General features: G+C 61.5%; 22 protein-coding genes. 13 read left to right on the top strand and 9 right to left on the bottom strand.

Features of this window, described 5'->3' with window-relative positions:
• The first annotated feature begins 16 nt into the window (after nt 1-16).
• On the top strand, nt 17-1,318 hold the full coding sequence (locus tag FHS64_RS06750) for an NAD(P)H-binding protein (protein ID WP_167177063.1): 1,302 nt from the start codon (nt 17-19) through the stop codon (nt 1,316-1,318).
• Nucleotides 1,318-1,782, top strand: a complete 465-nt coding sequence (locus tag FHS64_RS06755; protein WP_167177065.1) for a DUF2269 family protein — start codon at nt 1,318-1,320, stop codon at nt 1,780-1,782. The genes FHS64_RS06750 and FHS64_RS06755 overlap by 1 nt, the downstream gene beginning before the upstream one ends.
• Here the strand turns inward: FHS64_RS06755 and FHS64_RS06760 are convergent.
• Nucleotides 1,779-2,363, bottom strand: coding sequence for a nucleoside 2-deoxyribosyltransferase domain-containing protein (locus tag FHS64_RS06760; RefSeq protein ID WP_208380669.1), 585 nt, complete (start codon nt 2,361-2,363; stop codon nt 1,779-1,781). The genes FHS64_RS06755 and FHS64_RS06760 overlap by 4 nt on opposite strands.
• A gap of 151 nt (nt 2,364-2,514) precedes the next feature.
• Between FHS64_RS06760 and FHS64_RS06765 the strand changes: the two genes are divergently transcribed.
• Nucleotides 2,515-3,402 carry a DMT family transporter gene (locus FHS64_RS06765; protein ID WP_167177067.1) on the top strand — a complete coding sequence of 296 codons (888 nt, stop codon included), beginning with the start codon at nt 2,515-2,517 and terminating at the stop codon, nt 3,400-3,402.
• Between the two features lie 71 nt (nt 3,403-3,473).
• On the opposite strand, the gene FHS64_RS06770 is transcribed toward FHS64_RS06765, so the two are convergent.
• Entirely contained in the window at nt 3,474-4,070 is a 597-nt protein-coding gene (locus tag FHS64_RS06770; RefSeq protein ID WP_208380671.1) for a superoxide dismutase family protein, read from the bottom strand.
• A gap of 122 nt (nt 4,071-4,192) precedes the next feature.
• Here FHS64_RS06770 and gyrA point away from each other — a divergent pair, with 122 nt between their 5' ends.
• The 5 genes from gyrA to FHS64_RS06795 all read left to right on the top strand — a co-directional run bounded on the left by gyrA (nt 4,193) and on the right by FHS64_RS06795 (nt 10,150).
• Entirely contained in the window at nt 4,193-6,991 is a 2,799-nt protein-coding gene (gene gyrA, locus FHS64_RS06775; RefSeq protein WP_167177069.1) for a DNA gyrase subunit A, read from the top strand.
• A gap of 7 nt (nt 6,992-6,998) precedes the next feature.
• Entirely contained in the window at nt 6,999-7,802 is an 804-nt protein-coding gene (locus FHS64_RS06780; RefSeq protein WP_167177070.1) for an aminotransferase class IV, read from the top strand.
• A 112-nt stretch (nt 7,803-7,914) separates the two neighbouring features.
• Nucleotides 7,915-8,400, top strand: a complete 486-nt coding sequence (gene coaD / locus FHS64_RS06785) for a pantetheine-phosphate adenylyltransferase (RefSeq protein ID WP_167177072.1) — start codon at nt 7,915-7,917, stop codon at nt 8,398-8,400.
• 33 nt (nt 8,401-8,433) lie between these two features.
• Nucleotides 8,434-9,264 (top strand): peptidylprolyl isomerase, encoded by an 831-nt coding sequence (locus FHS64_RS06790; RefSeq protein WP_243862841.1) that lies wholly within the window; start codon nt 8,434-8,436, stop codon nt 9,262-9,264.
• A gap of 34 nt (nt 9,265-9,298) precedes the next feature.
• Nucleotides 9,299-10,150: a peptidylprolyl isomerase gene (locus tag FHS64_RS06795; RefSeq protein WP_279588492.1), complete on the top strand. Its 852-nt coding sequence runs from the start codon at nt 9,299-9,301 to the stop codon at nt 10,148-10,150.
• A gap of 3 nt (nt 10,151-10,153) precedes the next feature.
• Here FHS64_RS06795 and FHS64_RS06800 read toward each other — a convergent pair whose 3' ends face one another.
• On the bottom strand, nt 10,154-11,278 hold the full coding sequence (locus FHS64_RS06800; RefSeq protein WP_167177076.1) for a Ppx/GppA phosphatase family protein: 1,125 nt from the start codon (nt 11,276-11,278) through the stop codon (nt 10,154-10,156).
• Between the two features lie 183 nt (nt 11,279-11,461).
• On the opposite strand from FHS64_RS06800, the gene hspQ reads away from it, so the two are divergent.
• Nucleotides 11,462-11,776 (top strand): heat shock protein HspQ, encoded by a 315-nt coding sequence (hspQ, locus tag FHS64_RS06805; RefSeq protein ID WP_167177078.1) that lies wholly within the window; start codon nt 11,462-11,464, stop codon nt 11,774-11,776.
• A gap of 3 nt (nt 11,777-11,779) precedes the next feature.
• Here hspQ and FHS64_RS06810 read toward each other — a convergent pair whose 3' ends face one another.
• Together FHS64_RS06810 and FHS64_RS06815 are read right to left on the bottom strand one after the other, a co-directional pair.
• On the bottom strand, nt 11,780-13,201 hold the full coding sequence (locus FHS64_RS06810) for an alkaline phosphatase PhoX (RefSeq protein ID WP_167177080.1): 1,422 nt from the start codon (nt 13,199-13,201) through the stop codon (nt 11,780-11,782).
• A 67-nt stretch (nt 13,202-13,268) separates the two neighbouring features.
• Nucleotides 13,269-14,486 (bottom strand): acyltransferase family protein, encoded by a 1,218-nt coding sequence (locus tag FHS64_RS06815; RefSeq protein WP_167177082.1) that lies wholly within the window; start codon nt 14,484-14,486, stop codon nt 13,269-13,271.
• Between the two features lie 95 nt (nt 14,487-14,581).
• Here FHS64_RS06815 and FHS64_RS14370 point away from each other — a divergent pair, with 95 nt between their 5' ends.
• Nucleotides 14,582-15,391: a LytTR family transcriptional regulator DNA-binding domain-containing protein gene (locus FHS64_RS14370; RefSeq protein WP_167177084.1), complete on the top strand. Its 810-nt coding sequence runs from the start codon at nt 14,582-14,584 to the stop codon at nt 15,389-15,391.
• Here the strand turns inward: FHS64_RS14370 and astB are convergent.
• Genes astB through FHS64_RS06840 form a run of 4 tightly spaced genes read right to left on the bottom strand, consistent with a single transcriptional unit; the run spans nt 15,388 to nt 20,421 of the window.
• Nucleotides 15,388-16,725, bottom strand: a complete 1,338-nt coding sequence (gene astB / locus FHS64_RS06825; protein WP_167177086.1) for an N-succinylarginine dihydrolase — start codon at nt 16,723-16,725, stop codon at nt 15,388-15,390. The two genes, FHS64_RS14370 and astB, sit on opposite strands and share 4 nt — an antisense overlap.
• Entirely contained in the window at nt 16,725-18,140 is a 1,416-nt protein-coding gene (astD, locus tag FHS64_RS06830; RefSeq protein ID WP_167177088.1) for a succinylglutamate-semialdehyde dehydrogenase, read from the bottom strand. Before astD ends, astB begins: the two co-directional genes overlap by 1 nt.
• Nucleotides 18,141-18,159: 19 nt before the next feature.
• On the bottom strand, nt 18,160-19,167 hold the full coding sequence (locus tag FHS64_RS06835) for an arginine N-succinyltransferase (protein WP_167177090.1): 1,008 nt from the start codon (nt 19,165-19,167) through the stop codon (nt 18,160-18,162).
• 3 nt (nt 19,168-19,170) lie between these two features.
• Nucleotides 19,171-20,421, bottom strand: coding sequence for a hydrolase (locus FHS64_RS06840; protein WP_167177092.1), 1,251 nt, complete (start codon nt 20,419-20,421; stop codon nt 19,171-19,173).
• A gap of 116 nt (nt 20,422-20,537) precedes the next feature.
• Here FHS64_RS06840 and FHS64_RS06845 point away from each other — a divergent pair, with 116 nt between their 5' ends.
• The 3 genes from FHS64_RS06845 to FHS64_RS06855 all read left to right on the top strand — a co-directional run bounded on the left by FHS64_RS06845 (nt 20,538) and on the right by FHS64_RS06855 (nt 21,954).
• Nucleotides 20,538-20,975: a hypothetical protein gene (locus FHS64_RS06845; RefSeq protein ID WP_167177094.1), complete on the top strand. Its 438-nt coding sequence runs from the start codon at nt 20,538-20,540 to the stop codon at nt 20,973-20,975.
• Nucleotides 20,976-21,145: 170 nt separating this feature from the next.
• Nucleotides 21,146-21,610, top strand: a complete 465-nt coding sequence (locus tag FHS64_RS06850; protein ID WP_167177096.1) for a hypothetical protein — start codon at nt 21,146-21,148, stop codon at nt 21,608-21,610.
• Nucleotides 21,611-21,612: 2 nt separating this feature from the next.
• On the top strand, nt 21,613-21,954 hold the full coding sequence (locus tag FHS64_RS06855; RefSeq protein WP_167177098.1) for an ArsC/Spx/MgsR family protein: 342 nt from the start codon (nt 21,613-21,615) through the stop codon (nt 21,952-21,954).
• The last annotated feature ends 33 nt before the right edge of the window (nt 21,955-21,987 follow it).

Here is a 21,987-nt window from a genome sequence, read left to right on the forward strand (position 1 = left end):
ACCGGCGGGGGTGACTATGGGTGGATGTGTACTGGTCCTCGGGGCCAATGGTTTTATCGGTTCGCGTGTGGCGGCGGCCTTGTCCGCTGCGGGGTATCAGGTGCGGGCAGGGGCGCGTGATACGCTCACGGCCTCGCGTCGGGCCCCGCATTTTGAATGGGTAAAGGCGGATTTCTTCAACCTGACCCATGCCGATGACTGGCAGGGCTTACTGGCCGGTGTCGATGCGGTGGTGAACTGCGTTGGTGTGCTTCAGGACGGCGGCAAGGACAGCAACCGCATCGCCCATGTCGACGGCCCGCGTGCGCTGATTGCCGCGTGCGAGGTTGGGGGCATATCTCGATTGATCCATGTTTCAGCGGTCGGGGCCGATGAAGGCGCGGGTACCCTCTATGCATCCTCCAAGGCCGAAACCGAGGCCATGGTCATGGCTTCAAAACTGGACTGGGTGATCCTGCGACCATCATTGGTGGTGGATCGCGCAGCCTTTGGCGGCACCGGCTTTATCCGTGCCCTGTCTGCCATGCCGGTGGTGATGCCGGTTGTCGGCGGCGAGCAGGTGTTCAAGCCTGTGGCGCTGGCCGATCTGGCGCAGGCGGTGGTGAAGCTGGTTTCGGATCGCAGCATCAGCCGCGAAACACTGGACATTACCGGCCCCGAAACCGTGACAATGGTGGAAACCCTGTCGCTTTATCGCGGCTGGCTGGGGTTTGACGCCGCTCCGGTTGTGCGGGTGCCACGCTGGATGGCGGCCCCTGCGATTGTGGTGGGGGATGTGCTGGGAAGGCTGGGCTGGCCGTCGCCTTTACGCAGCACGGCGATGAAGCAACTGGATTATGGCGCGGCGGGTGCGGACAGTGACTGGGCCAGTCGTCTGGGCGTGGATGCCCGCAGCTTCCGCCGCTTCTTGTCGGAAAATCCGGCCTCGGTTCAGGATGTCTGGCATGCCCGCCTGTGGGGCGTGCGGCCCATTGCCATTGTGGTGCTGGGCCTGTTCTGGTTCCTGACCGGCGTGGTCAGCTATACCGTCGGCTGGGAGCAGTCTCTGGCCATTATCCGTGAAACGGCTGCGGCCCGCTTTGCATGGCCGATTGTATGGTTCGGCGCGCTTTTGGACGTTGTGCTGGGGCTGATGTTGTTTGTGCGGCCATGGACGTCGCGGGTGGCGGTCTTCATGTTTCTCGCCACCATCGGATACCTGATCGCCGCGACGATCCTGTTGCCGCAATACTGGCTCAGCCCGCTGGGGCCGTGGCTCAAGGTTCTGCCGATGATGGCGCTGTGCCTGTTTGTGGCCGGAACGGAGGCGAGACGGTAATGTATGAGTGGCTGAAGATCATTCACATCCTGTCGGGTGCCGTTCTGTTCGGCACGGGCGCAGGGATCGCCTTCTTCATGTTGCGCGCCCACATGACCCGCAATGTCGTCACGATGGCGGCCGTCGGGTCGATCGTGGTGCTGGCGGACTTTGTGTTCACGGCTACCGCCGTGGTGGTGCAGCCGATCAGCGGGCTGGGCCTGATCCACCTACAGGGCTACAGCCTGACCGAGCCGTGGCTGATGGCGGCCTATGGGCTTTATGTGCTGATCGGCATTTGCTGGCTGCCGGTGGTGTGGATCCAGATGGAACTGGCGAAAATGGCCAAGCGGGCACAGGTCGAGGGGGAGGCCTTGCCGCCCCGCTATTTCAGCCTGTTCCGCATCTGGTTCATCCTTGGCTGGCCCGCCTTTGCCGGTGTGATCGGCATCTATTGGCTGATGGTGGCTAAGCCAGTCTTTTAACGGGTGAAGCGGCCCTTGGTGGCGGCTTCGCTCAGGGCTTCGCGCACAGCCGCTGTCAGCTCTTCCATGGTCTGGACCTGACGCACGCCATAGGCTTGGGCGGTGATGTCCACATTGCCCTTGCGCCAGAAACCGTCGGGGGCCAGCACGATCAGCTTTCCGGTGCGGGCATGCAGGCCCATTTCCAGCAGGCTGATGGGGCTTTGGGTGCCCGGCGCGAAATACATGACGATGACGTCGCTGGCTTCGAGGGCCGCCAGTTCCCATTCCACCTGACGGCGGAATTCCGGCTCGTCGGCTTCTGGACGCCATGCAGGGTTCCAGTCGGGACGGCGCGGGTTCAGGATCACCACATCCATATCCGACAGGGCGTGTGTCATGGCGGCCTGCCAGTCGGGTGCGCCGCCCATGTCGATGCTGCCGCCCATAAAGACGCGCGGCATGTGGTTATCCAGCGGCAGAGGCGTAGGCGAGGTCACCAGAAGAGGCTCGGCATGGGCCGCGCTCGCCATCGTGCCGATACAGGCTGCCACACCAAGTGCAGCAAAAATACGGGACATAGGGAGGCGGGCAGTGGCCATGGGGGAACTCTCGTATGGATATTTAGCGCCCCCCATACATGGAACTGGCCAAGGATTACACCTTTGAGGCGCGAGGCTTTGGTCGGTCGAAACACGACGACAAGCTTCGTGAGAAGCCAAACGCATTTACCTATGGCATGGCCAGATCACTATGTTGGATCAAAAGCTCACACCGCTGGAAATCGGGGCCATTGTAGCCATCGTCATCATTTGGGGCGTCAATAATGCTGCCGCCAAACTGGCGACGGAATACATGCCGCCCATGATGGTCGCCGCGCTGCGGTTCGGTTTGGCTGCCTTGTGTCTGGCACCGTTTGTGCGCCCGCCGTTTCCGAACTGGAAGGCCATGCTTTTGATCGCGGTGCTGGGCGGGCCGGTTCACTATGGTCTGATCTATTACGCGTTCTCTCTGGCGCATGATGTCAGTCCGGTATCGGTCGCAACCCAGATGTGGATTCCCTTCACGACACTGTTTGCCTTCCTTCTGCTGGGCGAGCGGGTGAAGTGGCCGGGGATTGTGGGTCTGCTGATCGCCTTTGTCGGTGTGGCGTGGATGACGGCGGACCCCCATGCCCTTCGGGACTGGGAAGCGATTGTATTTGGTACGCTGGGGGCGGCTGTCTGGGCCTTGGTGACGGTGATTGCCCGCCGCACGGCTGCGGTGCCGCCTTTGAAGATGCAGGGCATTCTGGCCCTGACCGCATTTCCGACGATGGCCTTTGGCTCGTTCATGTTCGAGAAAGGCCAGTTAGAGGGAGCCATGGCGGCACCTCCGCTGGTCTGGGCGTCGGTTGTCTGGGCGGGCCTGCTGTCTTCGGTTCTGGCCACCAGCATGCTGTTCTGGCTGGTCCAGCGGCGCGAGGCAGGGCGGGTGACGCCGTATCTTCTCGGCTCGACCGTGGTGTCGGTGCTGATGGGCTGGCTGTTTATGAATGACATGCTGACCCCGCAAATCATCACGGGGGCGGTGCTGACCTTGACCGGCGTGGTGGTGGTGTCTCTGGCCGAGCGCGGACTGAGATACGGCGCAGCGCGTTAAAGGTCCGCACAGGGCATAAAAAGGGGCGCAGTGGCTATGGCCGCTGCGCCCCTTTTTTCGTCTGTTATGTCCTAGTGCAGCAGTTGGATCGCGCCACAGGCGACGCGTGCACCGGCACCGCCGATGGGCTGGCTGGAATGATCATCGGCACTGGCGTGGATGATGATGGCCGAGCCGTCATTGTCCAGCAGGTCCTGTGCCTGACCATCACCCGAAAGACGGGCGCGGGTGGTGAAAATCTCGGCCTTGGCCGTACCGTCAGCATGGGCAAAAATATTGGGCAGGTCGCCGTCATCGGGACCGTCGGCATTCATCAGACCGTGCGGAACCTTGGCTTCGGGGTGATTGATATGGGCCCCTGCCGAGGTGAAGGCCGCTTCGCACTGGCCGGTTTCATGCAGGTGGATACCGTGCCAGCCCGGCGTCAGGCCGGTGGCCTCGACGATCATCAGCAGACCGTTCGGGCCTTGCTTCAGGGTGACGGTACCGGCGGCGGCACCCTCGTTGTTGAATAGGTGGACATTATAGCCCGATGCGGCGGGCGCAGGCGCGGTTGCGGACGGGCTTTGTTGGGCCGCGTGCGAAGCCTGATCGGCGGCGACAGCGGTACAGCCAACGGCCAGAGCCGCTGCGCTACCGGCCAGAAGGGCTGTGGTTGTTTTACGCATGGCATTGCCTCCAGAAAGTACAGGTTTGGCGCGGCTTGTTGTTTTGCCACGACGTCCCCCGAGTGCTAGAACCGACCTTAGCGGATCACGTTCCGATTCCGGCCATTTAAAGCCTGATTTCCTTGACCGACGATAGTTACCAAAACGCCGCCCCTTCGACGTCCGGCGATATTGCAACGATCACCATCGAAAACGAGCTGAAACGCTCGTACCTTGACTACGCCATGAGCGTGATCGTCAGCCGCGCTCTGCCTGATGCGCGCGATGGTCTGAAGCCTGTTCACCGCCGCATCCTGTATTCGATGCATGACCTGAACATGACACCCGAGCGTTCGTACTCCAAGTGCGCGCGTGTCGTGGGTGACGTGCTGGGTCGCTTCCACCCGCACGGTGACAGCTCGGTTTACATGGCGCTGGTCCGTATGGCCCAGGACTTCTCCATGGGTCTGACGCTGGTAGACGGTCAGGGCAATTTCGGTTCGGTCGATGGCGATATGCCGGCATCGATGCGTTATACCGAAGCCAAGATGACGCATGCCGCCGTGGCGATGCTGGCCGATATCGACAAGGACACTGTCGATTTTCAGCCGAACTACGACGAAAAAGAACTTGAGCCGGTCGTTCTGCCGAGCCGGATTCCGAACCTGTTGGTCAATGGTGCCGGTGGTATCGCCGTGGGTATGGCGACCAATATTCCGCCGCACAACCTTGGCGAAGTCATTGATGCCGCCGTTGTCCTGCTGGACGAACCCGACGTTTCGGACGAGGCGCTGCTGGATATTGTTCCGGGCCCCGACTTCCCGACCGGCGGCGAGATCATGGGCCGCACCGCGCCGCGCAATGCCCTGCGCGACGGTCGTGGCTCGGTTATCGTGCGCGGCAAGGCGTCGATCGAGGAAATCCGCAAGGACCGCGATGCCATCGTCATCACCGAGCTGCCTTATCAGGTCAACAAACAGACCCTGATCGAGCGCATTGCCGAGATGGTGCGCGAAAAGCGCCTCGAAGGTATTTCTGACGTTCGCGATGAATCTGATCGTCTGGGTATGCGGATTGTTATCGAACTGAAGCGCGACGCTTCGGGCGATGTGATCCTGAACCAGCTTTACCGCTATACGGCGCTGCAATCGTCGTTCGGCGTCAATATGCTGGCGCTGAACCATGGCCGTCCTGAACAGATGGGCCTGCGCAAGCTGCTGGAACTGTTCCTCGAATTCCGCGAAGAAGTGATCGTCCGCCGCGTGAAGTTCGAGCTGAACAAGGCGCGTGACCGTGGTCACGTCTTGGTCGGTCTGGCGGTTGCGGTCGCCAATATCGACGAGGTGATCCACATCATCCGTTCGTCGGCCGATCCGTCCGAAGCCCGCGAGCGCTTGCAGTCCAAGGCTTGGCCGGTTGGCGACATGATGGCTCTGGTCGAGCTGATTGCCGACCCGCGCACGGTTCTGGTTGACGGTGGTCTGATCCGCCTGACCGACGAACAGGCCAAGGCCATTCTGGCGCTGACCCTGTCGCGTCTGACGGGTCTGGGCCGTGACGACATCTTTGGTGAGGCCAATACGCTGGCCGGTACGATTTCGGGCCACCTCGAAATCCTGTCGGACCGCAAGAATGTTCTGGCCATCATCCGCGAAGACCTGCTGACCGTTAAGGAGCAGTTTGCTGTGCCGCGCCGCACCCTTATCGGTGAGGGCGATCACGAGATGGAAGACGAAGACCTGATCCCGCGTGAGGACATGGTCGTAACCGTCACCCATACCGGTTACGTCAAGCGCGTGGCTCTGAACGCCTATCGCACCCAGCATCGCGGCGGTAAGGGCCGTTCGGCCATGTCCATGAAGGACGAAGATGCCATCACCGGCGTCTTCTCGGCCTCGACCCACACGCCGGTTCTGTTCTTTGCCACCAACGGCAAGGCCTATAAGCTCAAGACGTGGCGCTTGCCGCTGGGCACGCCGCAGTCCAAGGGCAAGGCCTTTGTGAACCTGCTGCCGATCGAGCCGGGCGACAGCATCATGAACGTGCTGCCGCTGCCGGAAGACGAGGCAACCTGGGGCGATTACGACATCATGTTCGCCACCAAGTCGGGCGATGTGCGCCGTAACAAGCTCAGCGATTTCGCCACGGTGAACCGCGCGGGCAAGATCGCCATGAAGCTGGAAGACGGTGACCACATGGTCGGCGTCGCCATCTGTAATGCCGAAGACGACATTCTGCTGACCACGGCACTGGGCCGCGCTATCCGCTTCAAGGCGGACGATGTGCGCGTGTTCAAGGGCCGTGACTCGACCGGTGTTCGCGGTATCCGTCTGCAAGACGGCGACGAAGTGATCTCCATGGCCGTACTGGGCCGTGTGGATGCGACGCCGGAAGAACGCGCCGCCTATGTCAAACACGCCAATGCGGCCCGCCGCGCGGCGGCTGGCGAAGGCGACGAAGAGGTTGTTGCGACCGAGGCCGAGGATGAAGGCGGCGATGATGCTGTCCTGACGCCGGAGCGTATCGAGCAACTGGCCGCTGCCGAGCAGTTCATCCTGACCGTCTCTGAAAACGGTCTGGGCAAGCGCTCCAGCGCCTACGAATACCGTCGCACCGGTCGCGGTGGTCAGGGTCTGACCGCACACGGCCTTGGCGGTCGTGCGGGCAAGCGTCTGGCCGCAGCCTTCCCGGTTCTGGACAGCGATGACCTGTTGCTGGTCACCGATGCGGGCCAGATGATCCGCACCCCTGTCGATCAGGTCCGTATTGTGGGCCGTTCGTCGCAGGGCGTGATGATCTTCCGCACCAGCAAGGACGAGACCGTGGTTTCGGTCGAGCGCCTGCCGGGTTCGGACGAGGACGATACCGAGGTTGAAGGCGAGGGCGTGATCGAAGGTGAAGCCACCGAGATCGCCGAAGCCCCGACCGCCTCGGAAGACTAAGACACAGATGGCCGTCGAACCGCAGTTGTGGATCGACGGCCATGCTGCATCTGCGGCGGATCTACGCCGTATGGCCATGATCAACTATGGTGCCCTGACCTCGTTTTCCTATCAGGCGGGCGGGGTGCGCGGACTGGATCTGCATCTGGAGCGCTTGATCGCATCGGGGCAGGAATTGTTTGGCCAACAACTCGATAAATCAAACATTCTGAAGGCCTTGCGCGCTGCTCTTGCGGCAGTGGACGAGGCGTGGGTGCGTGTCACCCTGACGGCACCGGACCTGTCGATCCGCACGCCTGAACAGGCTGGCGATGTGGTGATCGGTGTGTGGGTATCGGCTCCGGCACAGGCTCTGGCCGATGGTCAACGCCTCAGCGCCATCCCGCACCAGCGCGAACTGGCGCACCTCAAACATCTGGGCACGACCGGTATCATCCATGCCCGTCGCAGAGCCCGCATGGACGGGTTTGACGATGCCCTGCTGGTTTCAGCCACTGGCCAGATACTGGAAGGCACAGTCTGGAATATAGGCCTGATTTGCGATGACACCGTGGTCTGGCCCAAGGGCGACATTCTGGATGGGGTAACGCGCCGTCTGATTGAAAACGGCCTGTCGGAAATGGGTATCTCCCAAGCCTATGAAACGGAGTCCTTGCGCGATATCAGCCGCTTCGAGGCGGCGTTTTTGTGCAATGCGGCAACACCTGCGGCCTGTATTTCAGCCATCGACGGCTATGGCTTTGATGCCGAGCATCCGATGCTGGCGATCATCCGCGACGCATGGACGCGACAGGCTTTGCAACCGCTCTAGCGCGGTAGGGGATGTCATTTTCGGCTGCGGAATGAAGGCATTTGCGCTGTTCGCCTCTTTTTGCACCTGCTAAGCAGTACGAACTTAGAGTTGGGGAGGCTTGAGGCAGCCTATGCGTATCGGACTTTATCCAGGTACTTTCGATCCGGTCACGAATGGCCACCTCGACATCATCGGACGTGCGGTCAAACTGGTCGATAAGCTGGTGATTGGCGTGGCCCAGAACGATGCCAAGGGTCCGTTGTTCACGACGGCCGAGCGCGTCGAGATGCTGCGCTACGAGGTCGCCCGATTCGGTGATGCCATCGAGGTACGCCCGTTCTCTAGCCTGCTGATGCACTTTGCCGAAGAGGTCGAGGCGACCTGTATCGTGCGCGGTCTGCGGGCTGTGGCCGACTTTGAATACGAGTTCCAGATGACGGCGATGAACCAGCGCCTGAACAGCGAAATCGAAACGGTCTTCCTGATGGCCGATCCGCGCCATCAGGCCATTGCCTCGCGTCTGGTCAAGGAAATCGCCAAGCTGGGCGGTAACATCGAAAGCTTTGTCAGTCCGTCGATTGCCGCTGCGGTACTCGACAAGGTCGCCAAGCGCTGAAACATTGAGTCTATGAAAAACCTGCTGATTTGCATGAGCGCAGCCACCGTCCTTCTGGCCGGTGCTGCACAGGCCCAATCCACATCGTCGGCGGATTGGCGCACGGTGGCCCCCGAGAATCTGTGGGTGATTGATACGTCCAAGGGGCGGGTTCTGGTCGAGCTGGAACCGCGCGTTGCGCCGAACCATATCGAGCGTATCCGTACCCTGACGAACCAGAACTTCTATGACGGGCTGAAATTCCACCGCGTCATTCCCGATTTCATGGCGCAAACGGGTGATCCCAAGGGGACGGGCGAGGGGGGCAGTGAGCTGCCCGATATCGCCGCCGAGTTCAGCTTCCGCCGTGGCCGCGATGCGGGCTATGTGCCGGTTGCCAATGGTGGCCCCGGCTACATCGGCACTGTGGGCTCGGTCGTGGTTGCGACCCAGCCCGACGCCCAGATGATGATCAATGCCGATATGAAGGTGTCGGCCACGCCGCTGTTCTGCGCGGGCACGGCCGGTATGGCGCGTGCAGGCCAACCTGACAGCGCCAACAGCCAGTTCTATCTGACGACGGGCCATGCCGACACGCTGAACGGCAACTATACGGTGTTTGGTCGCGTACTGTCGGGTCTGGACGTTGTGAAGTCGCTGAAAGCCGGCTCTGAAGCGGCGGACGGTGCCGTGGGCGAGGGGGCCGATGTGATGACGCGCGTGCGTCTGGCCTCGCAACTGCCGCCAGCGGAACGCCCGCAGGTGCGCGTGGCTGTGGCCGGTGGTGCGCCGTTCAATGCGGCAGTCGAGACGGCGCGTACGGCCAAGGGCAACGGCTTTACAGCATGCGATATCCAGATACCGGTTCAGATCGATAACGGCTGAATACGTCGGTACTGAAAACAATAACAAAGGCGGGATGATGAAACCGGTAAACCTTGTAGCCGCAGCCCTTGTGGCCAGTTTCGGTTTCTCTCCCGCCCTTGCGGACCCTGTGGGCCCCGATAGCGATTACGAGGCCATCGCCCCCGAGAACCTGCTGGTTATCGACACGACCAAAGGGCGTATCTGGGTCGAGATGACGCCCGATATTGCCCCCTTGCATGTCGAGCGTATCCGCTTGCTGGCGGGTGAGGGCTTTTATGACAACGTTAAATGGCACCGCGTCATTGACGGCTTTATGGCCCAGACAGGTGACCCGACGGGCACCGGCGAGGGTGGCAGCACCCATGGCACTGTAAAGGCCGAGCTGACCTTCCGTCGCGGGCCGGAAACGCCGTTCGAGCCTGTGGCCCATCCTGCGGGCTATCCCGAGGGTTTTCACCACAGTGTACCCGTCTATAGCCAGCCAGACCGTTTCTATGGCCGGTTCGAGGATGGCAAGGTGACGGCATGGGGCATGTACTGCCCCGGTGTTGCGGGCATGGCCCGCGATACGGATGAAAACAGCGCCGACAGCCAGTTCTTCTTTATGCGCGACGTCTATCCGTCGCTGGATCGCCGCTACAGCATCTGGGGCCGCGTTGTGGCCGGTCAGGATGTCGTCAATGCGTTGAAGGCGGGCGATCTGCCCAGCGGTATGGTGACCGACCCCGATATCATGACCAAGGTGCAGGTGGCCTCGGCCATCCCGGAAGGCGAGCGCCCTAGCGTCTATCGTCTGCGTCCAGATAGCCGCACCTTCAGGGGCATGGTGGCGACTGTACGTCAGGCGCGAGGTGCAGATTTCTCGCCGTGCGACATCCAGATTCCGGTGCGGATCGAACCTTAAGCCCTAGGTTGCCGAAGCGGGTGCGGCATTGGTTGCACCCCGCGAACGTCTGCGACGACGACGGCGCTTGCGCGTTGCACGGTTCGGCTCGCTCATCATGGTCAGCAGCAAGCCTTCGCGCAGGCCACGGTCGGCCACGCGCACGCGCTCGCACGGCCATGCCCGCTGCACGGCCTCCAGTATTGCAGCACCTGCCAGAACCAGATCGGCCCGATCCGGCCCGATGCAGTTTTCTGCGGCACGTCCATCGGGACCGAGGCTGATGAGGCGGTTGGCGGCGGCTTCGCAATCGCTCCGCGTCATCCATAGGCCGTCAACCAGATCGCGTTGATAGCGACGCAGACCCAGATGTATGCCGGCCAGACTGGTGATTGCACCCGATGTGCCGACCATGTGGGCGCGGCCCTGTTTATACAGGCTGTGATAGGCGGGGTCGTCGGGGGCGCCCTTTGCGATGGCCTCTCCAACATCGGCGACCATGGCTTCGTACCAGTTTCGCGGCGATCCTTGCGGTTCGGGATGGCGCTCGGCCAGTGTCACAACACCCAGAGGCACAGACATCCATGCCAGTGTGTCGTGGCCCTGTTCGGTGCGGCGCATCCACGACAGTTCGGTCGATCCACCGCCCACATCGATAACCAGAACGGCCTCGGACGCCGGATCGATCAGGTTAAGGCAACCGGCGACCGAAAGGCGCGCTTCCTCGATCGGGTCGATAATCCGCAGGTTCAGGCCCGTGCCCTTGCGGACGCGCTCGATGAACGCGACACCATTGGATGCCCCGCGACAGGCCTGGGTGGCGACAGCAGACAGGTTTTCAGCTTTCAGGCCACGTCTGGCTATGCGTTCCGCGCACAGGCTGAGGGCCTCATAGGCCCGCTCCATGGCGTTATCATCCAGAAGGCCTGTGCGCGAAAGGCCTTCGCCAAGGCGCACAATCCGGCTGAAGGAATCAACCACACGGAAGCCCTCACGCGTCGGACGCGCGATCAGCAGGCGGCAATTATTGGTCCCTAAATCGAGGGCACCATACAGAGGCGCTTCCCGATTTGAATCGCCAGACCGACGTGATCTGGCGGGCTGGGACCGTGAGTCGCGCTTCGATGGCGCGCCTTTGGTCTCCGGCATGGGCCGACAAGGGTATGTGGGCGGTCCAAAGCGGCGCCCGTCACACTTAACCTAGCCCGCATCCTGTCATCAGGCCAAGCCCTTAAGCTGTGGAATCGTGATTACTGGATCGGAGGTTACAAATGGTCACAGTGAATGACTATTTTTAAAGCAACCTTCATGTGCGCCAAACGTATCAGGCTTATGACCCAAGCTCGCACAGCACGTTTTGGACTAGGTCAGAAGGTCCGCCATATTCACCACGTCTTCTATGGCTTGGTGCTGGATGTGGACGCTCGCTATCAGGGACCAATCGAGGATATTGGCTCCATCAATCCCGAACAGCCTTTTTACTCGGTCATGGTTGAAACCGATGACGGCGTGGCGATTGCCTATGCTGCCGAAGAGGCCTTGGCGGTGACAGAGGGCGTGGAGCCGATTTCCGAACAGGAACAATGCCGGCTGTTCACCGTCGGCAGTAATGGCCGCCACGCCCCCAGAGTTCACGCCCTGCAATAGGGATCAGGCGCGGAACATCTCCCACGGGCCGGTGATGGCCAGTGTCACACCCGGCGAATAGATGTTCACAAACAGTGTCTTGCCGTCAGGTGCGAAACAGACACCGGCCAGTTCGCTATTGGTTTCGTCGGCATCATGGGACTCGGCATTACGGGCAATCGTATAGATACGGCCATCGGGCGTGACGCCCTTGATGTGGTTGGTGCCGATCTTGCGGTCCTCGCAGCCGATGACGTGGCCGTTCGGGGCGATGGTGATGTTGTCGACATAGTCCAGCACTGCACGGTCGCTGGCTTCAACAAACAGTTCCAACTGGCCCGGTTGCAGGGCTTCGTCATGGGCACCTTCGCGGGGCGAGGGGACATAGCGCATGATCTGGCCATGACGGCCCACACCGCCAGAGGTGCAGGTGAAATACAGGTGGTCCTCGGCCCAGTGGATGCCTTCGCCGCGCGCGAACAGGGCGGCACCCGAGGCGTGGCCGCGCAGGTTCAGATCGCCTTCGGGGCTTTCGACATCCGACAGGTCGATCCAGCGCGTGGCCAGTTTATGGCCTTGTGACCACAGCACGCCGTTCCAGTTGCGGGTATCGGCCGACGGTTGATCGATAATGGCGAGGGCTTGCAGCTTGCCGCCCCTGTCCAGATGACGCGGATCGACCGGCAGATAGCGATAGAAGAGCGAGTTCTCGACGTCTTCGGTCAGATAGACCACGCCGGTACGCGGATCGATACAGGCGGCTTCGTGCTTGAAGCGGCCCATGGCCTTGATCGGCTTGGGCTCGACCAGACCGGTGGCATTGGCGGGAACCTCGAACACCCAGCCATGGTCTTGGGGCAGGCCGTCTTTGATGCCTGCGAGGCTTTCCTCGCACGACAGCCACGACCCCCAAGGCGTCTTGCCGCCTGCACAATTGGTAGCGGTGCCCGCCAGTGACAGGTGGCTGCGTTCCAGCTTGCCGGACTTGAGGTTGTAAACCAGCGTGGTCGTGCCACCACCCAGCGGATAGATGCCGCCATCGGGGTCGGGATAGACGCCGTAAACCTTGCTGCGGTCGATATCGTCGGCCAGACGGTGCGCCGTCCCCCACGCACTGAGGTTGAACTCGTCGGCATCGACCTCGTGGTTACGTACCAGAATGACGCGGTCATCATCCAGCGGGAAACAGCCCATGCCGTCGAACTTGTCCGGCGTCATCAGGCCGTCATTCATGGTCTCGCCAGCCTGCGATACCACGCGGTACGAAAACCCTTCCGGCAGGTCCAGAACGCCATAGGGATCTTTGACCATCGGGCCATAGCCGAACACTTCGTTGCGGGCTGGGCCGTCAATGAAACCATTGGTGGCGGCCTGTGCGCGAAGAGCATAGCCGGACAGGGCAAGGGCGGTGGCGGAGGCCATAAAGGCGCGACGTGAAGGGTTCATAGGGCGCTCCGTAGGCTGATTGGATAACGTGTGAATGACGCGAGTTTAACGGCCGTGTGACAGGTCATCATGCCGCAGTTTTCTTAGCGACAGCGACGCCCATCAGTATGCCAAGCACACCGGCCCGTCTGGCGATTTCATAGGCCACAGCACAGCCGGTCAGGGTGAGTGACAGCACCAGACCCATTTCGACAAACAGCGGCAGGTTCAGTTTTTCGAGATGGAAGGCCAGCACTACAATCAGGGTCTGGTGGACGATATAAAAGGTAAAGACACCGCCACCGAGCCAGCGCATCAGCGGCGAGGTCTGGCGGATATGCTGCGCGCCATAACCTAAAATAGCGCAGATAAAGGCCCACTGGTCGATGGCATAAACCACGCGCATGGCCTGTTTCAGAGCCTCTGGTGGCGCGGTGTCTTTGAAGCCGGTCATATAGCCGACCCAGACCCCGTACGAGACCAGTGCCAGCGCCAGAAACACATGGCGATAGCGCTTCAACGCCTGGGTTACACGCGGCGCATCGGCCATCAGGAAACCGAACCCGAAGGCGGCAAGACTGAGGGCATGGTTATACAGATCGCCGAACAGATCGTGCGTGATCGGGAACTGGGGAAACAGCCACAAACGGATCAAAGCCAGATAGGCCATCGGCCAGATAAACAGGCCGATACCGCTGAACAGACGTTCGAAAACCTGTGTGGCCCTGGCAAGACGCGGGCCTGCCCAACCGGCCACCAGCGCAGCGATCAGGCTGTAGATCATGGCATAGGCGACGAACCACAGGTGGTTCCATGTCGGGGTGATGATACAGCCGTCGGCATCACACCAATTCCCCTTGGATGAGACATAGCGCACCCAGAAATCGGCGGTCATGGCGTTGTGATAGATATCGGTCGCAAGGCCGTTATCACGCACATGCTGGACCACCTGATAATAGGTCTGCGGCGGCACGATCACCAACATGCCGAACAGCAGGGGTAAAAACAGTCGCAACAGACGCGACCCGCCCAGCCGTTCGGCGGCCCCCGGTCCTTCGGCGCGGTACTTCTCAAGCAATAGCCGTGTAGCCGCGCCCGAAACGAGGAATAGCAAGGTCAGCCTCCACGGATTGGTGAACCACATGACGGGTTGCAGCCATTCCTGCGGGCGGGCGCTGTTCACATGAAAGTCCCACGGCACATAGAACATGCCGATGTGGTAGAGGATCAGCAGCATGAAGGCCCCTATGCGGATGGCATCCAGATCATGTCTGCGCGAAAAGCGGTGTGTAGTGGTTTGGGTCATGCCCTCTAGACAGCGGCTGGCGGCACGGCGCTCAATGTGCGCGGGCGAATAGGCCCGATAAAGGGGCCAGACGGGGAGCGGCTGTGACGAGTGGCGTGAACAGTGTGACGAGCGGTGCGGACAGGTCGGATCTGTTTCGCGGGGGGCTTTTGTTGCTGGCCTGTGCCAGTGTGGTCACCACCATCAATATCGTGACCACATGGGTGGATACGGCGGACGCCCATCGCTGGGAGCCGGTGGTGTGGGAGCTTAGCAGCCTGATCGGGCTTGTCTGTGCGATCTGGATTCCATGGCTGGCTGCCGCGCGTGCGCCTGCGGACCAGTTATTGTCGGCCGGATGGAAAACGCGCCTGCATTTTGTGGCCGTGCATGGTGCCGCGGTGGTGGCCTATTCGGTGCTGCATGTGGCGGTGTTTATTGTGCTGCGAAAACTGGCCTATGTCGTGATGGAGCATGGCCCGTACACGTTCGGCGACCATTTCCTGTACGAGTTCCGCAAGGACATTCTGGTCTATCTACTGTTCATCACCGTGTTCTGGGGCGTGGCCGAGGTGCGCCGCAACCGCAAGGACGAGGTGCGCCCTGTCAGTTTCGATATCCGCGACGGGGCACGGATTATACGGGTGCCGCTGAACGATATTCTGGCCGTGGCCTCGGCAGGAAACTATGTCGAGTTCCATCTGGCCGACGGACGAAAACCTCTGATGCGAGCGACGCTGGCGGCAGTCGAGGCGCGTCTGGAACCAGTCGGGTTTGTGCGTAGCCACCGGTCATGGCTGGTCAATCCGACGCGAATGACAGGGCTGGTGCCGGTCGGTTCCGGTGACTGGACGGTCGGTCTAGGGCCGCTGGAAGCGCCGCTGTCACGGCGCTATCCGCATGCACTGGAGCGGCTCAAGGCTTAGAGCCGCTGGAACGGATAGAAGTCGCGGCCCAGGTTTAGGATGGCGCTGAGTTCATCCAGAGCGCCACGGCTTTCGATCAGCAATGCCGGATCGGCAAGATCGGCAGGACGTAGCTCGTCACGATACCAGCGCAGGGCCCAGACGGTCAGACGGGCATAAAGCTCGTCGGTCATGCGCATGGCGGGGTTGGTGGCGGCCAGTTCTTCGTCGGTCAGCACGACCCGCAGGCGCAGACAGGCAGGGCCACCGCCATTGGCCATGGACTGGCGCACATCGACATATTCCACACGGCCAATGGGGCCGTTAGAGGCGGCGATCTGTTCGGCAACGGCGTGGCTGCGCGGGTTATCGCGGGTTTCGGTGGGACAGATCAGGGTCAGCCGGTCATCGCCGGGCAGTCGCACCAACATGGAGTTGAACAGATAGGAACTGATGGCATCGCCCAGCGGCAGGTCGGCGGCGGACACCTCGACGAATTTCGGCTCGAAACCCTTGGCGGCGGCGCGTATGGCGGCCTTGGTGGCGTTGGTGTCTTCAAACGCCAGTTCGTGGAAGAACAGCGTGTCCAGCGCGCCCACACAGACCACATCATTGTGGAATGTACCGCCCGCAATGGCGGCGCGGGATTGCTGGGCCAGCACCGCGCCCGATGCACCGTGACGGCGCATGATGGCCTCGCATGCCTCATAGGTTTGGCGGGCAGGGTAGGGACCGTCCCAGTTCTCGAACGCATTGCGGCCCCAGACCATCAGATTGACACCTGTCTCGCCGTGATCGGCACACAGGCGCACATGGTTGGCCGCGCCTTCGTCGGCCAGATGGGCGACGGGCGACAGGGCGTCGTGAACGGCGAACTTGCGGCTGTCGGGGAACAGGACGTTCAGCGCCCGCTGGGTCTGCTGATGCTCCAGTGAGCGGTGCAGATTGGTGACGAGGTTTGCGGGGGTGAAATGCACACGCCCGTCTGCGCTGTCGGCGCTGGGGGTGACGGTGGCCGCATTGGCCGCCCACATGGGGGATGCCGAACAGGCGGCAGCGGCAAAGGAAGGTGCCTCTTTCCATGCGCGTTCCAGCACCTGTGCGTCGGTGCCGTTAAATCCCAGCGAGCGCAGGAAGGGAATGTTCGGGCGCTCGTGCGGGGGCAGGACGAATTGCGGAAGGCCCAGGTCGGCCAGACGCTTCATTTTCTCCAGCCCCTGCAACACAGCCGCGCGCGGATTGGACGCCACGCCCTTGTTCAGGCTGGACGCCAGATTGCCCGGCGACAGCCCTGCATAGGAGTGGGTTGGCCCGATCAGGCCATCGGCATTGGTTTCGATGGCCTGTGCAGACATTATTTCAGGCCTTTGATTTCGTTCGTGATGTTAGCCACGCTTTGGGCCTCGAAACTGGCGACCGGATAGGCGCAGTAGTCGGCGGCGTAATAGGCGCTGGGGCGGTGGTTACCGCTGGCACCAAGGCCACCAAATGGCATGTCACCCGCCGCGCCGGTGGTCGGGCGGTTAAAGTTCACAACACCCGCACGGATGGTGGTGATGAAGCGATCCCATAGCGAGACGTCGTCGCTGATCAGGCCCGCCGACAGGCCGTAACGGGTGTCGTTGGCAGCTTTCAGCGCGTCTTCAAAGCTGTCCACGCGGATCACGGACAGGAAGGGCGCAAAGATTTCCTCGTCCGGAACGTCCACGCCGGTCACGTCGATGATGGCCGGTTTGACGAAGGCGTCGGACAGGCCGTCGATATTGCCCGAGGCGCGGATGACCTTGGCACCCATGTCGATGCGGGCTTGCAGATCGGACAGAGCCTTTTGGGCGGCGCGGGCCGAAATCAGCGGGCCGCCATAGACCTCGGCATTGCCGTTCCACGGACCAAAGCTCAGACGGTCGGACAGTTTGGCGACGGCCTCGACCACGGCATCGCCTTGCGGACCGTTCGGCACGATCAGACGACGTGCGCAGGAACAACGCTGGCCCGAGGTGATGAAGGCCGATTGCACCACATGGGTAGCCGCAGCCTCGGCATCGGCCACATCCCACACCACCAGCGGGTTATTGCCACCCAGTTCCAGCGCGAGGATCACATGGGGATCATCGGCAAACTTCTTGCGGAAATGGGCACCGGCGGCACCCGATCCGGTGAACATCAGGGCGTCGATCTTCTGGTCCAGCAGAGCCGCGCCGACATCCTTGCCGCCTTGCACCAGATTGATCACGCCATCCGGTACGCCCGCTTCCAGCAGGCATTCGACCATGATCTGGCCGGTCAGCGGCGCTTCTTCGGAAGGTTTGAACACGACCGTATCGCCCGCCAACAGGGCCGGAACGATGTGGCCATTGGGCAGGTGGCCGGGGAAGTTGAACGGGCCAAGCACAGCTGCCACACCGTGCGGACGGTGGCGCAGCACAGCGCGGCCAAAGGCCATGTCATTGCTGCGCTCGCCGGTACGCTCGTTATAGGCACGTATCGAGATATCCACCTTGCCCTGCATAATGGTGGCTTCGGCCTGTGTTTCCCACATGGCCTTGCCGGTTTCGCGGCTGATGGCCTCGGCGATCTCGGGGCTACGCTCCTTCAGGCGGCCCTGATAGGCCTTCATGACGGCAATGCGTTCTTCGCGCGGGCGCAGCGCCCAGTCGGACAGGGCGGTGCGGGCCTTGGTGACAGCATCGGTGACCTGTGCGGTGGTGGCTTCTGGGCCTTCCCAGACGACTTCGCCGGTGGTGGGATCGATGGACTGGAACTGGGTCATGGAACGGCTCGGTTGGGGGTCAGACTTTGACGCGGACGATATCGCCCGCCTTGACGCGCAGGGCGTTGGCAGCCTCGGAGGGGATGGTGACACTATCACCGTGGATATCCACCTTGGCGCGTACAGCACGGAAATTGGCGATGCTATCGGTTGAAACCAGTGCCGGAAGCTCGGCCTGAATATCCTCGCCCAGTTCGACCTTCAGGGCGCGGGCATCACGCACGGTACGGATATTGTCGCGGCCACACGAAACCGTGGGACCGGCATCGAAAATATCGACCAGACCATTGATGCGGAAGCCCTCGGATTCCAGTAGCGCCATAGCCGGAATGCCCTGCGGGTGGACCTTGCCGATCACGGCGCGGGCCGGTTCGGGCAGAAGCTCGACATAGATGGGGTGACGCGGGGCCAGATCGAGGATGAACTGTTTGTCGGTCGATCCGGTCATGCGGTCGGCGTCGTCAAAGTCCATCGGGAAGAATTTGTGCGCCACATGATCCCAGAACGGACAGGCACCATCCGGCGTGAACACACCGCGCAATTCGGCCAGAACATTGTCGGCGAACATTTCCGGCTGCGCACCGATCAGCATATAGCGCGACTGGGCCAACAGGCGACCTGCGCCACCGCGACGACGATCGGCCTTGAGGAACAGCGAGCCGACTTCGGACCAGCCCGCGCATTCATTCACCAGCACCAGTGTCTGGTGGTTCAGCTTTACGCCCAGAGACGGTGACTGGACGATGTTGTTGACCAGACGGAACGAGAAGAAGGGGCGTTTCAGACCCACGGTCGCCTTGACCGAACCGATACCGTCAATGTCGCCGGTATCGCTGTCTTCCAGCATCAGGGTGTACCATGCTTCTTCCCACGGGACTTGGCCGAGGAAGCTTTTCTGGCTCAGTTCCAGACGCTCGGTCAGGACATCGGCATCTTCGGGCAGGCTGGTAAAACCGGGACCGGACAGGATGGCCAGTTCCAGCAAATGAGCCAGATCGGCAGGGCCGGCAGGACGTACAATAAGCATGGACTACAGGGTCTCCAGTCGGAGCTGTTTCAGCTTGTGGGCGTCAATCTCGCCCGAAGCGATCTTGCACAAAATAAGGGCCGACAGGCGGGCGCGGTCACCGAAACTGTCGGGCCACGCATATTCCTGATCGGAATGGATATCGCCGCCAATGACGCCCAGCGTATCGACATTGGGCAGACCGGCGGCATGAAGATTATTGCCCTCGCAGACACCGCCCGAAGACTGCCAGCGGATAGCTTGCCCCAACAGGTCGCCGACGTTTTTCACCGCGCCGAACAGGGCGGTCTGGCTGGCATCCATAGGCTTGGGCGCACGCGTCATGCCGCCATGAAGATGCAGGTGCAGGCCATCAAGTGGCGGCGACTTGCAGATGTCGTCGATAGCATCCACCACCCATGAAGCGCTTTGGGCATCGGGTACGCGTACATTGAAGCGCACCACGGCATTATCGGCGACGACGTTCAGCGGGCCACCACCGTCGATCTTGGCGACATTGACCGTCACACCCGCGCGCTGGCCATTCAGGCCGTGCAGCTTGGCGGCGATCATGGCGGCCCCTGCAATGGCATTGGCACCTTCGTGGAAGGCACGGCCCGCATGGGCGGCCTTGCCATGGACGATCAGGTGGTAGTTGCCGCTGCCTTTTCGCTCGCCCGCCAGAGTGCCGTCGGCCATGGCCGGTTCATAGGTCAGGCCGATATGGCCACGGGCACCCAGTTCGGCCAGTAGGGGCGCAGAGCCCGGTGAGCCGATTTCCTCGTCGGGGCTGAGGAGCGCCGTCCAGCCGACGCGATCTTTGAGCGGATGTGCCTCGAAGGCTTCGAGGGCCCCCAGCATGACGCTGATCCCGCCCTTCATATCGGCAATGCCGGGGCCGTTCAGCGCACCGTCGTCGCGCGTGACGACACGCTGGAACGGGCTGTTCTCGGCAAAGACGGTATCATAGTGGCCGGTCAGAACGACTTGAAGCACTGCGTCGGGGCGACAGGTGATTTTGAGAGCAGGGGCATAGGTGTCAACGCTGACCGAACCATCTGCGGCGACACTAGTGGAAGTACCGGTCTGCACGCGTTCTATTGTGGCGGGCAGTACGGAGAAGGCGTTTTCGAGTGCCGCAAGCACAGCCAGAAGGCCCGCCGTATTGCGGCTGCCCGAGTTGATATTGGCCCAGTCAACGGCTCGCCCGATAAGGACGTCGCCGTGCAAGGCCGGACTGCCGAGGACGGTGTGATCGTGCGGGTCCAGTTTCATCTTCACACCCTAATCCGGCAAAGAACAAAGGTGAAGGAGCGGTGTTTTCTATCGGCGCTTATGGGAATCGCGGGCGCTAGCCGGTAGGATTTTACCCTTCAGGGCCGGAGTTACGCATGAACCGTCGATTTTCTTCACCGTTTGCCAATATCGAATCGCGTGAACAGGCCATGTCGATGGCGCGCTACAGCGTCGCGGGATTCGGTCTGTGGGTTCTGGTGGTTCTGGTGCAGGCGGGACTGGTCTGGTGGACGCCGGATCGGGCGGACAGTGCGGGCTCGACCCTGGGCTTTCTGGTGTTCCAGGCCATCATTGCGGGCATGGCGGCCCTGTTCCAATGGCGCAAACCTAACCGCATCCTTCCGGTCTTTGGCGTGGCGTGGAACCTGTTCGAGGTGTCATCTCTGATGGTGGGTTTGATGGTTGGCATGCCGATGGCGGTCAGCGGGCTTCCGGCATGGGCGGCGGCCCTGACGACAGGTGTGATGATGGTGTGCGTGATTTTGCACATAGGCGGACTGCGCGGGACAGTGGCCCTGTCGCGATTTTCCTGAGCGAACCTGCGAATTATAAGGTCCATATAAGATTTCGTGCGCCAGATGGGATGCGTGCGATGGTATGGGCATAGAGGCGGGGCTTTGGAGCGGGGGCTTTGAAAATAATGACCGGTTTCGGGTCTATCAAAAGCATTTGGCGAGCGCCGGAAACCCCCGAGCAGGCCAGGTTGCATGCGCGTTTGGCGTCGGGCGTACTGGCTGTTTCGGCAATGGCCAGTGCCATCCGTTACTTGCTGACCATTCCGACCAAAACAGAGATGATGGAGCGCATGCGCGATGTGCGCGGGCCGGTAACTCTCGAAGAGGCCGGTGTCGATCTGGTGCTGTTCGAGAAACTGGCCGAACTGATGCGCTGGGTCGGGGCCGGTATCACAGGCTTTACGGTGGTGGTTATGATCGGCCTTGCCGTGTGGCAGTGGAGACGGCCCGGCTGGATTGTTCCGATGATTTTTCTGGTGCTGACACTGGCGGGTATTGCGCTGGTGCTGTCCGCAATAATGCAGCCCTCCTATCGATCGGCCTTGCTGGATCCGGTTAATCTCTTCAGCTGGGGGCTGAACCTGATACTTGCTCTTGTCATGATCGCCGCCTATCGCGGGGGTCGGATCTATCACAAGCTCAGGGACGTATAGCCGTGACCGTGACCCTCTATCACAATCCCAAATGCTCGACCTCGCGCAAGGCGCTGGAGCTGTTGCAGGAAAAAGGCATTCAGACCAACGTGGTCGAGTACCTGAAAACCGGATGGACCACAGACGTGCTGGACCGTCTGGCCCAATCGACAGGTAAGGGCCTTGGCGGCCTTTTGCGGATGCGTGAGGACGAGGCCAAGGCTCTGGTGGCCGATGGTGCGTCCGACGATGCCATCCGTGCGGCCATGATTGCCAATCCGGTTCTGGTGCAGCGCCCCATTATCGAAACCCCCAAGGGCGCGCGTGTCGGCCGTCCCCTGGAAGACATTCTGGACGTTCTCTGAAGAACGGACCGATATCCAAATGAAAAGGCCGGA

Origin of the sequence: Brevundimonas terrae, from assembly GCF_011761985.1 — a bacterium.
In the GTDB taxonomy this organism is placed as follows: domain Bacteria; phylum Pseudomonadota; class Alphaproteobacteria; order Caulobacterales; family Caulobacteraceae; genus Brevundimonas; species Brevundimonas terrae.

Excerpts from the sequence above, each read along its gene's own strand:
- FHS64_RS06815 (WP_167177082.1), bottom strand. The coding sequence starts at position 14,486 with ATGACCCAAACCACTACACACCGCTTTTCGCGCAGACATGATCTGGAT.
- FHS64_RS06840 (WP_167177092.1), bottom strand. The coding sequence starts at position 20,421 with ATGAAACTGGACCCGCACGATCACACCGTCCTCGGCAGTCCGGCCTTG.
- FHS64_RS06810 (WP_167177080.1), bottom strand. The coding sequence starts at position 13,201 with ATGAACCCTTCACGTCGCGCCTTTATGGCCTCCGCCACCGCCCTTGCC.
- FHS64_RS06800 (WP_167177076.1), bottom strand. The coding sequence starts at position 11,278 with ATGCCGGAGACCAAAGGCGCGCCATCGAAGCGCGACTCACGGTCCCAG.
- FHS64_RS06835 (WP_167177090.1), bottom strand. The coding sequence starts at position 19,167 with ATGCTTATTGTACGTCCTGCCGGCCCTGCCGATCTGGCTCATTTGCTG.
- FHS64_RS06780 (WP_167177070.1), top strand. The coding sequence starts at position 6,999 with ATGGCCGTCGAACCGCAGTTGTGGATCGACGGCCATGCTGCATCTGCG.
- coaD (WP_167177072.1), top strand. The coding sequence starts at position 7,915 with ATGCGTATCGGACTTTATCCAGGTACTTTCGATCCGGTCACGAATGGC.
- astD (WP_167177088.1), bottom strand. The coding sequence starts at position 18,140 with ATGACCCAGTTCCAGTCCATCGATCCCACCACCGGCGAAGTCGTCTGG.
- FHS64_RS06760 (WP_208380669.1), bottom strand. The coding sequence starts at position 2,363 with ATGGCCACTGCCCGCCTCCCTATGTCCCGTATTTTTGCTGCACTTGGT.
- FHS64_RS06845 (WP_167177094.1), top strand. The coding sequence starts at position 20,538 with ATGAACCGTCGATTTTCTTCACCGTTTGCCAATATCGAATCGCGTGAA.
- FHS64_RS06765 (WP_167177067.1), top strand. The coding sequence starts at position 2,515 with ATGTTGGATCAAAAGCTCACACCGCTGGAAATCGGGGCCATTGTAGCC.
- FHS64_RS06770 (WP_208380671.1), bottom strand. The coding sequence starts at position 4,070 with ATGCGTAAAACAACCACAGCCCTTCTGGCCGGTAGCGCAGCGGCTCTG.
- FHS64_RS06790 (WP_243862841.1), top strand. The coding sequence starts at position 8,434 with ATGAGCGCAGCCACCGTCCTTCTGGCCGGTGCTGCACAGGCCCAATCC.
- astB (WP_167177086.1), bottom strand. The coding sequence starts at position 16,725 with ATGTCTGCACAGGCCATCGAAACCAATGCCGATGGCCTGATCGGGCCA.
- FHS64_RS06755 (WP_167177065.1), top strand. The coding sequence starts at position 1,318 with ATGTATGAGTGGCTGAAGATCATTCACATCCTGTCGGGTGCCGTTCTG.
- FHS64_RS06795 (WP_279588492.1), top strand. The coding sequence starts at position 9,299 with ATGATGAAACCGGTAAACCTTGTAGCCGCAGCCCTTGTGGCCAGTTTC.
- hspQ (WP_167177078.1), top strand. The coding sequence starts at position 11,462 with ATGACCCAAGCTCGCACAGCACGTTTTGGACTAGGTCAGAAGGTCCGC.
- FHS64_RS06750 (WP_167177063.1), top strand. The coding sequence starts at position 17 with ATGGGTGGATGTGTACTGGTCCTCGGGGCCAATGGTTTTATCGGTTCG.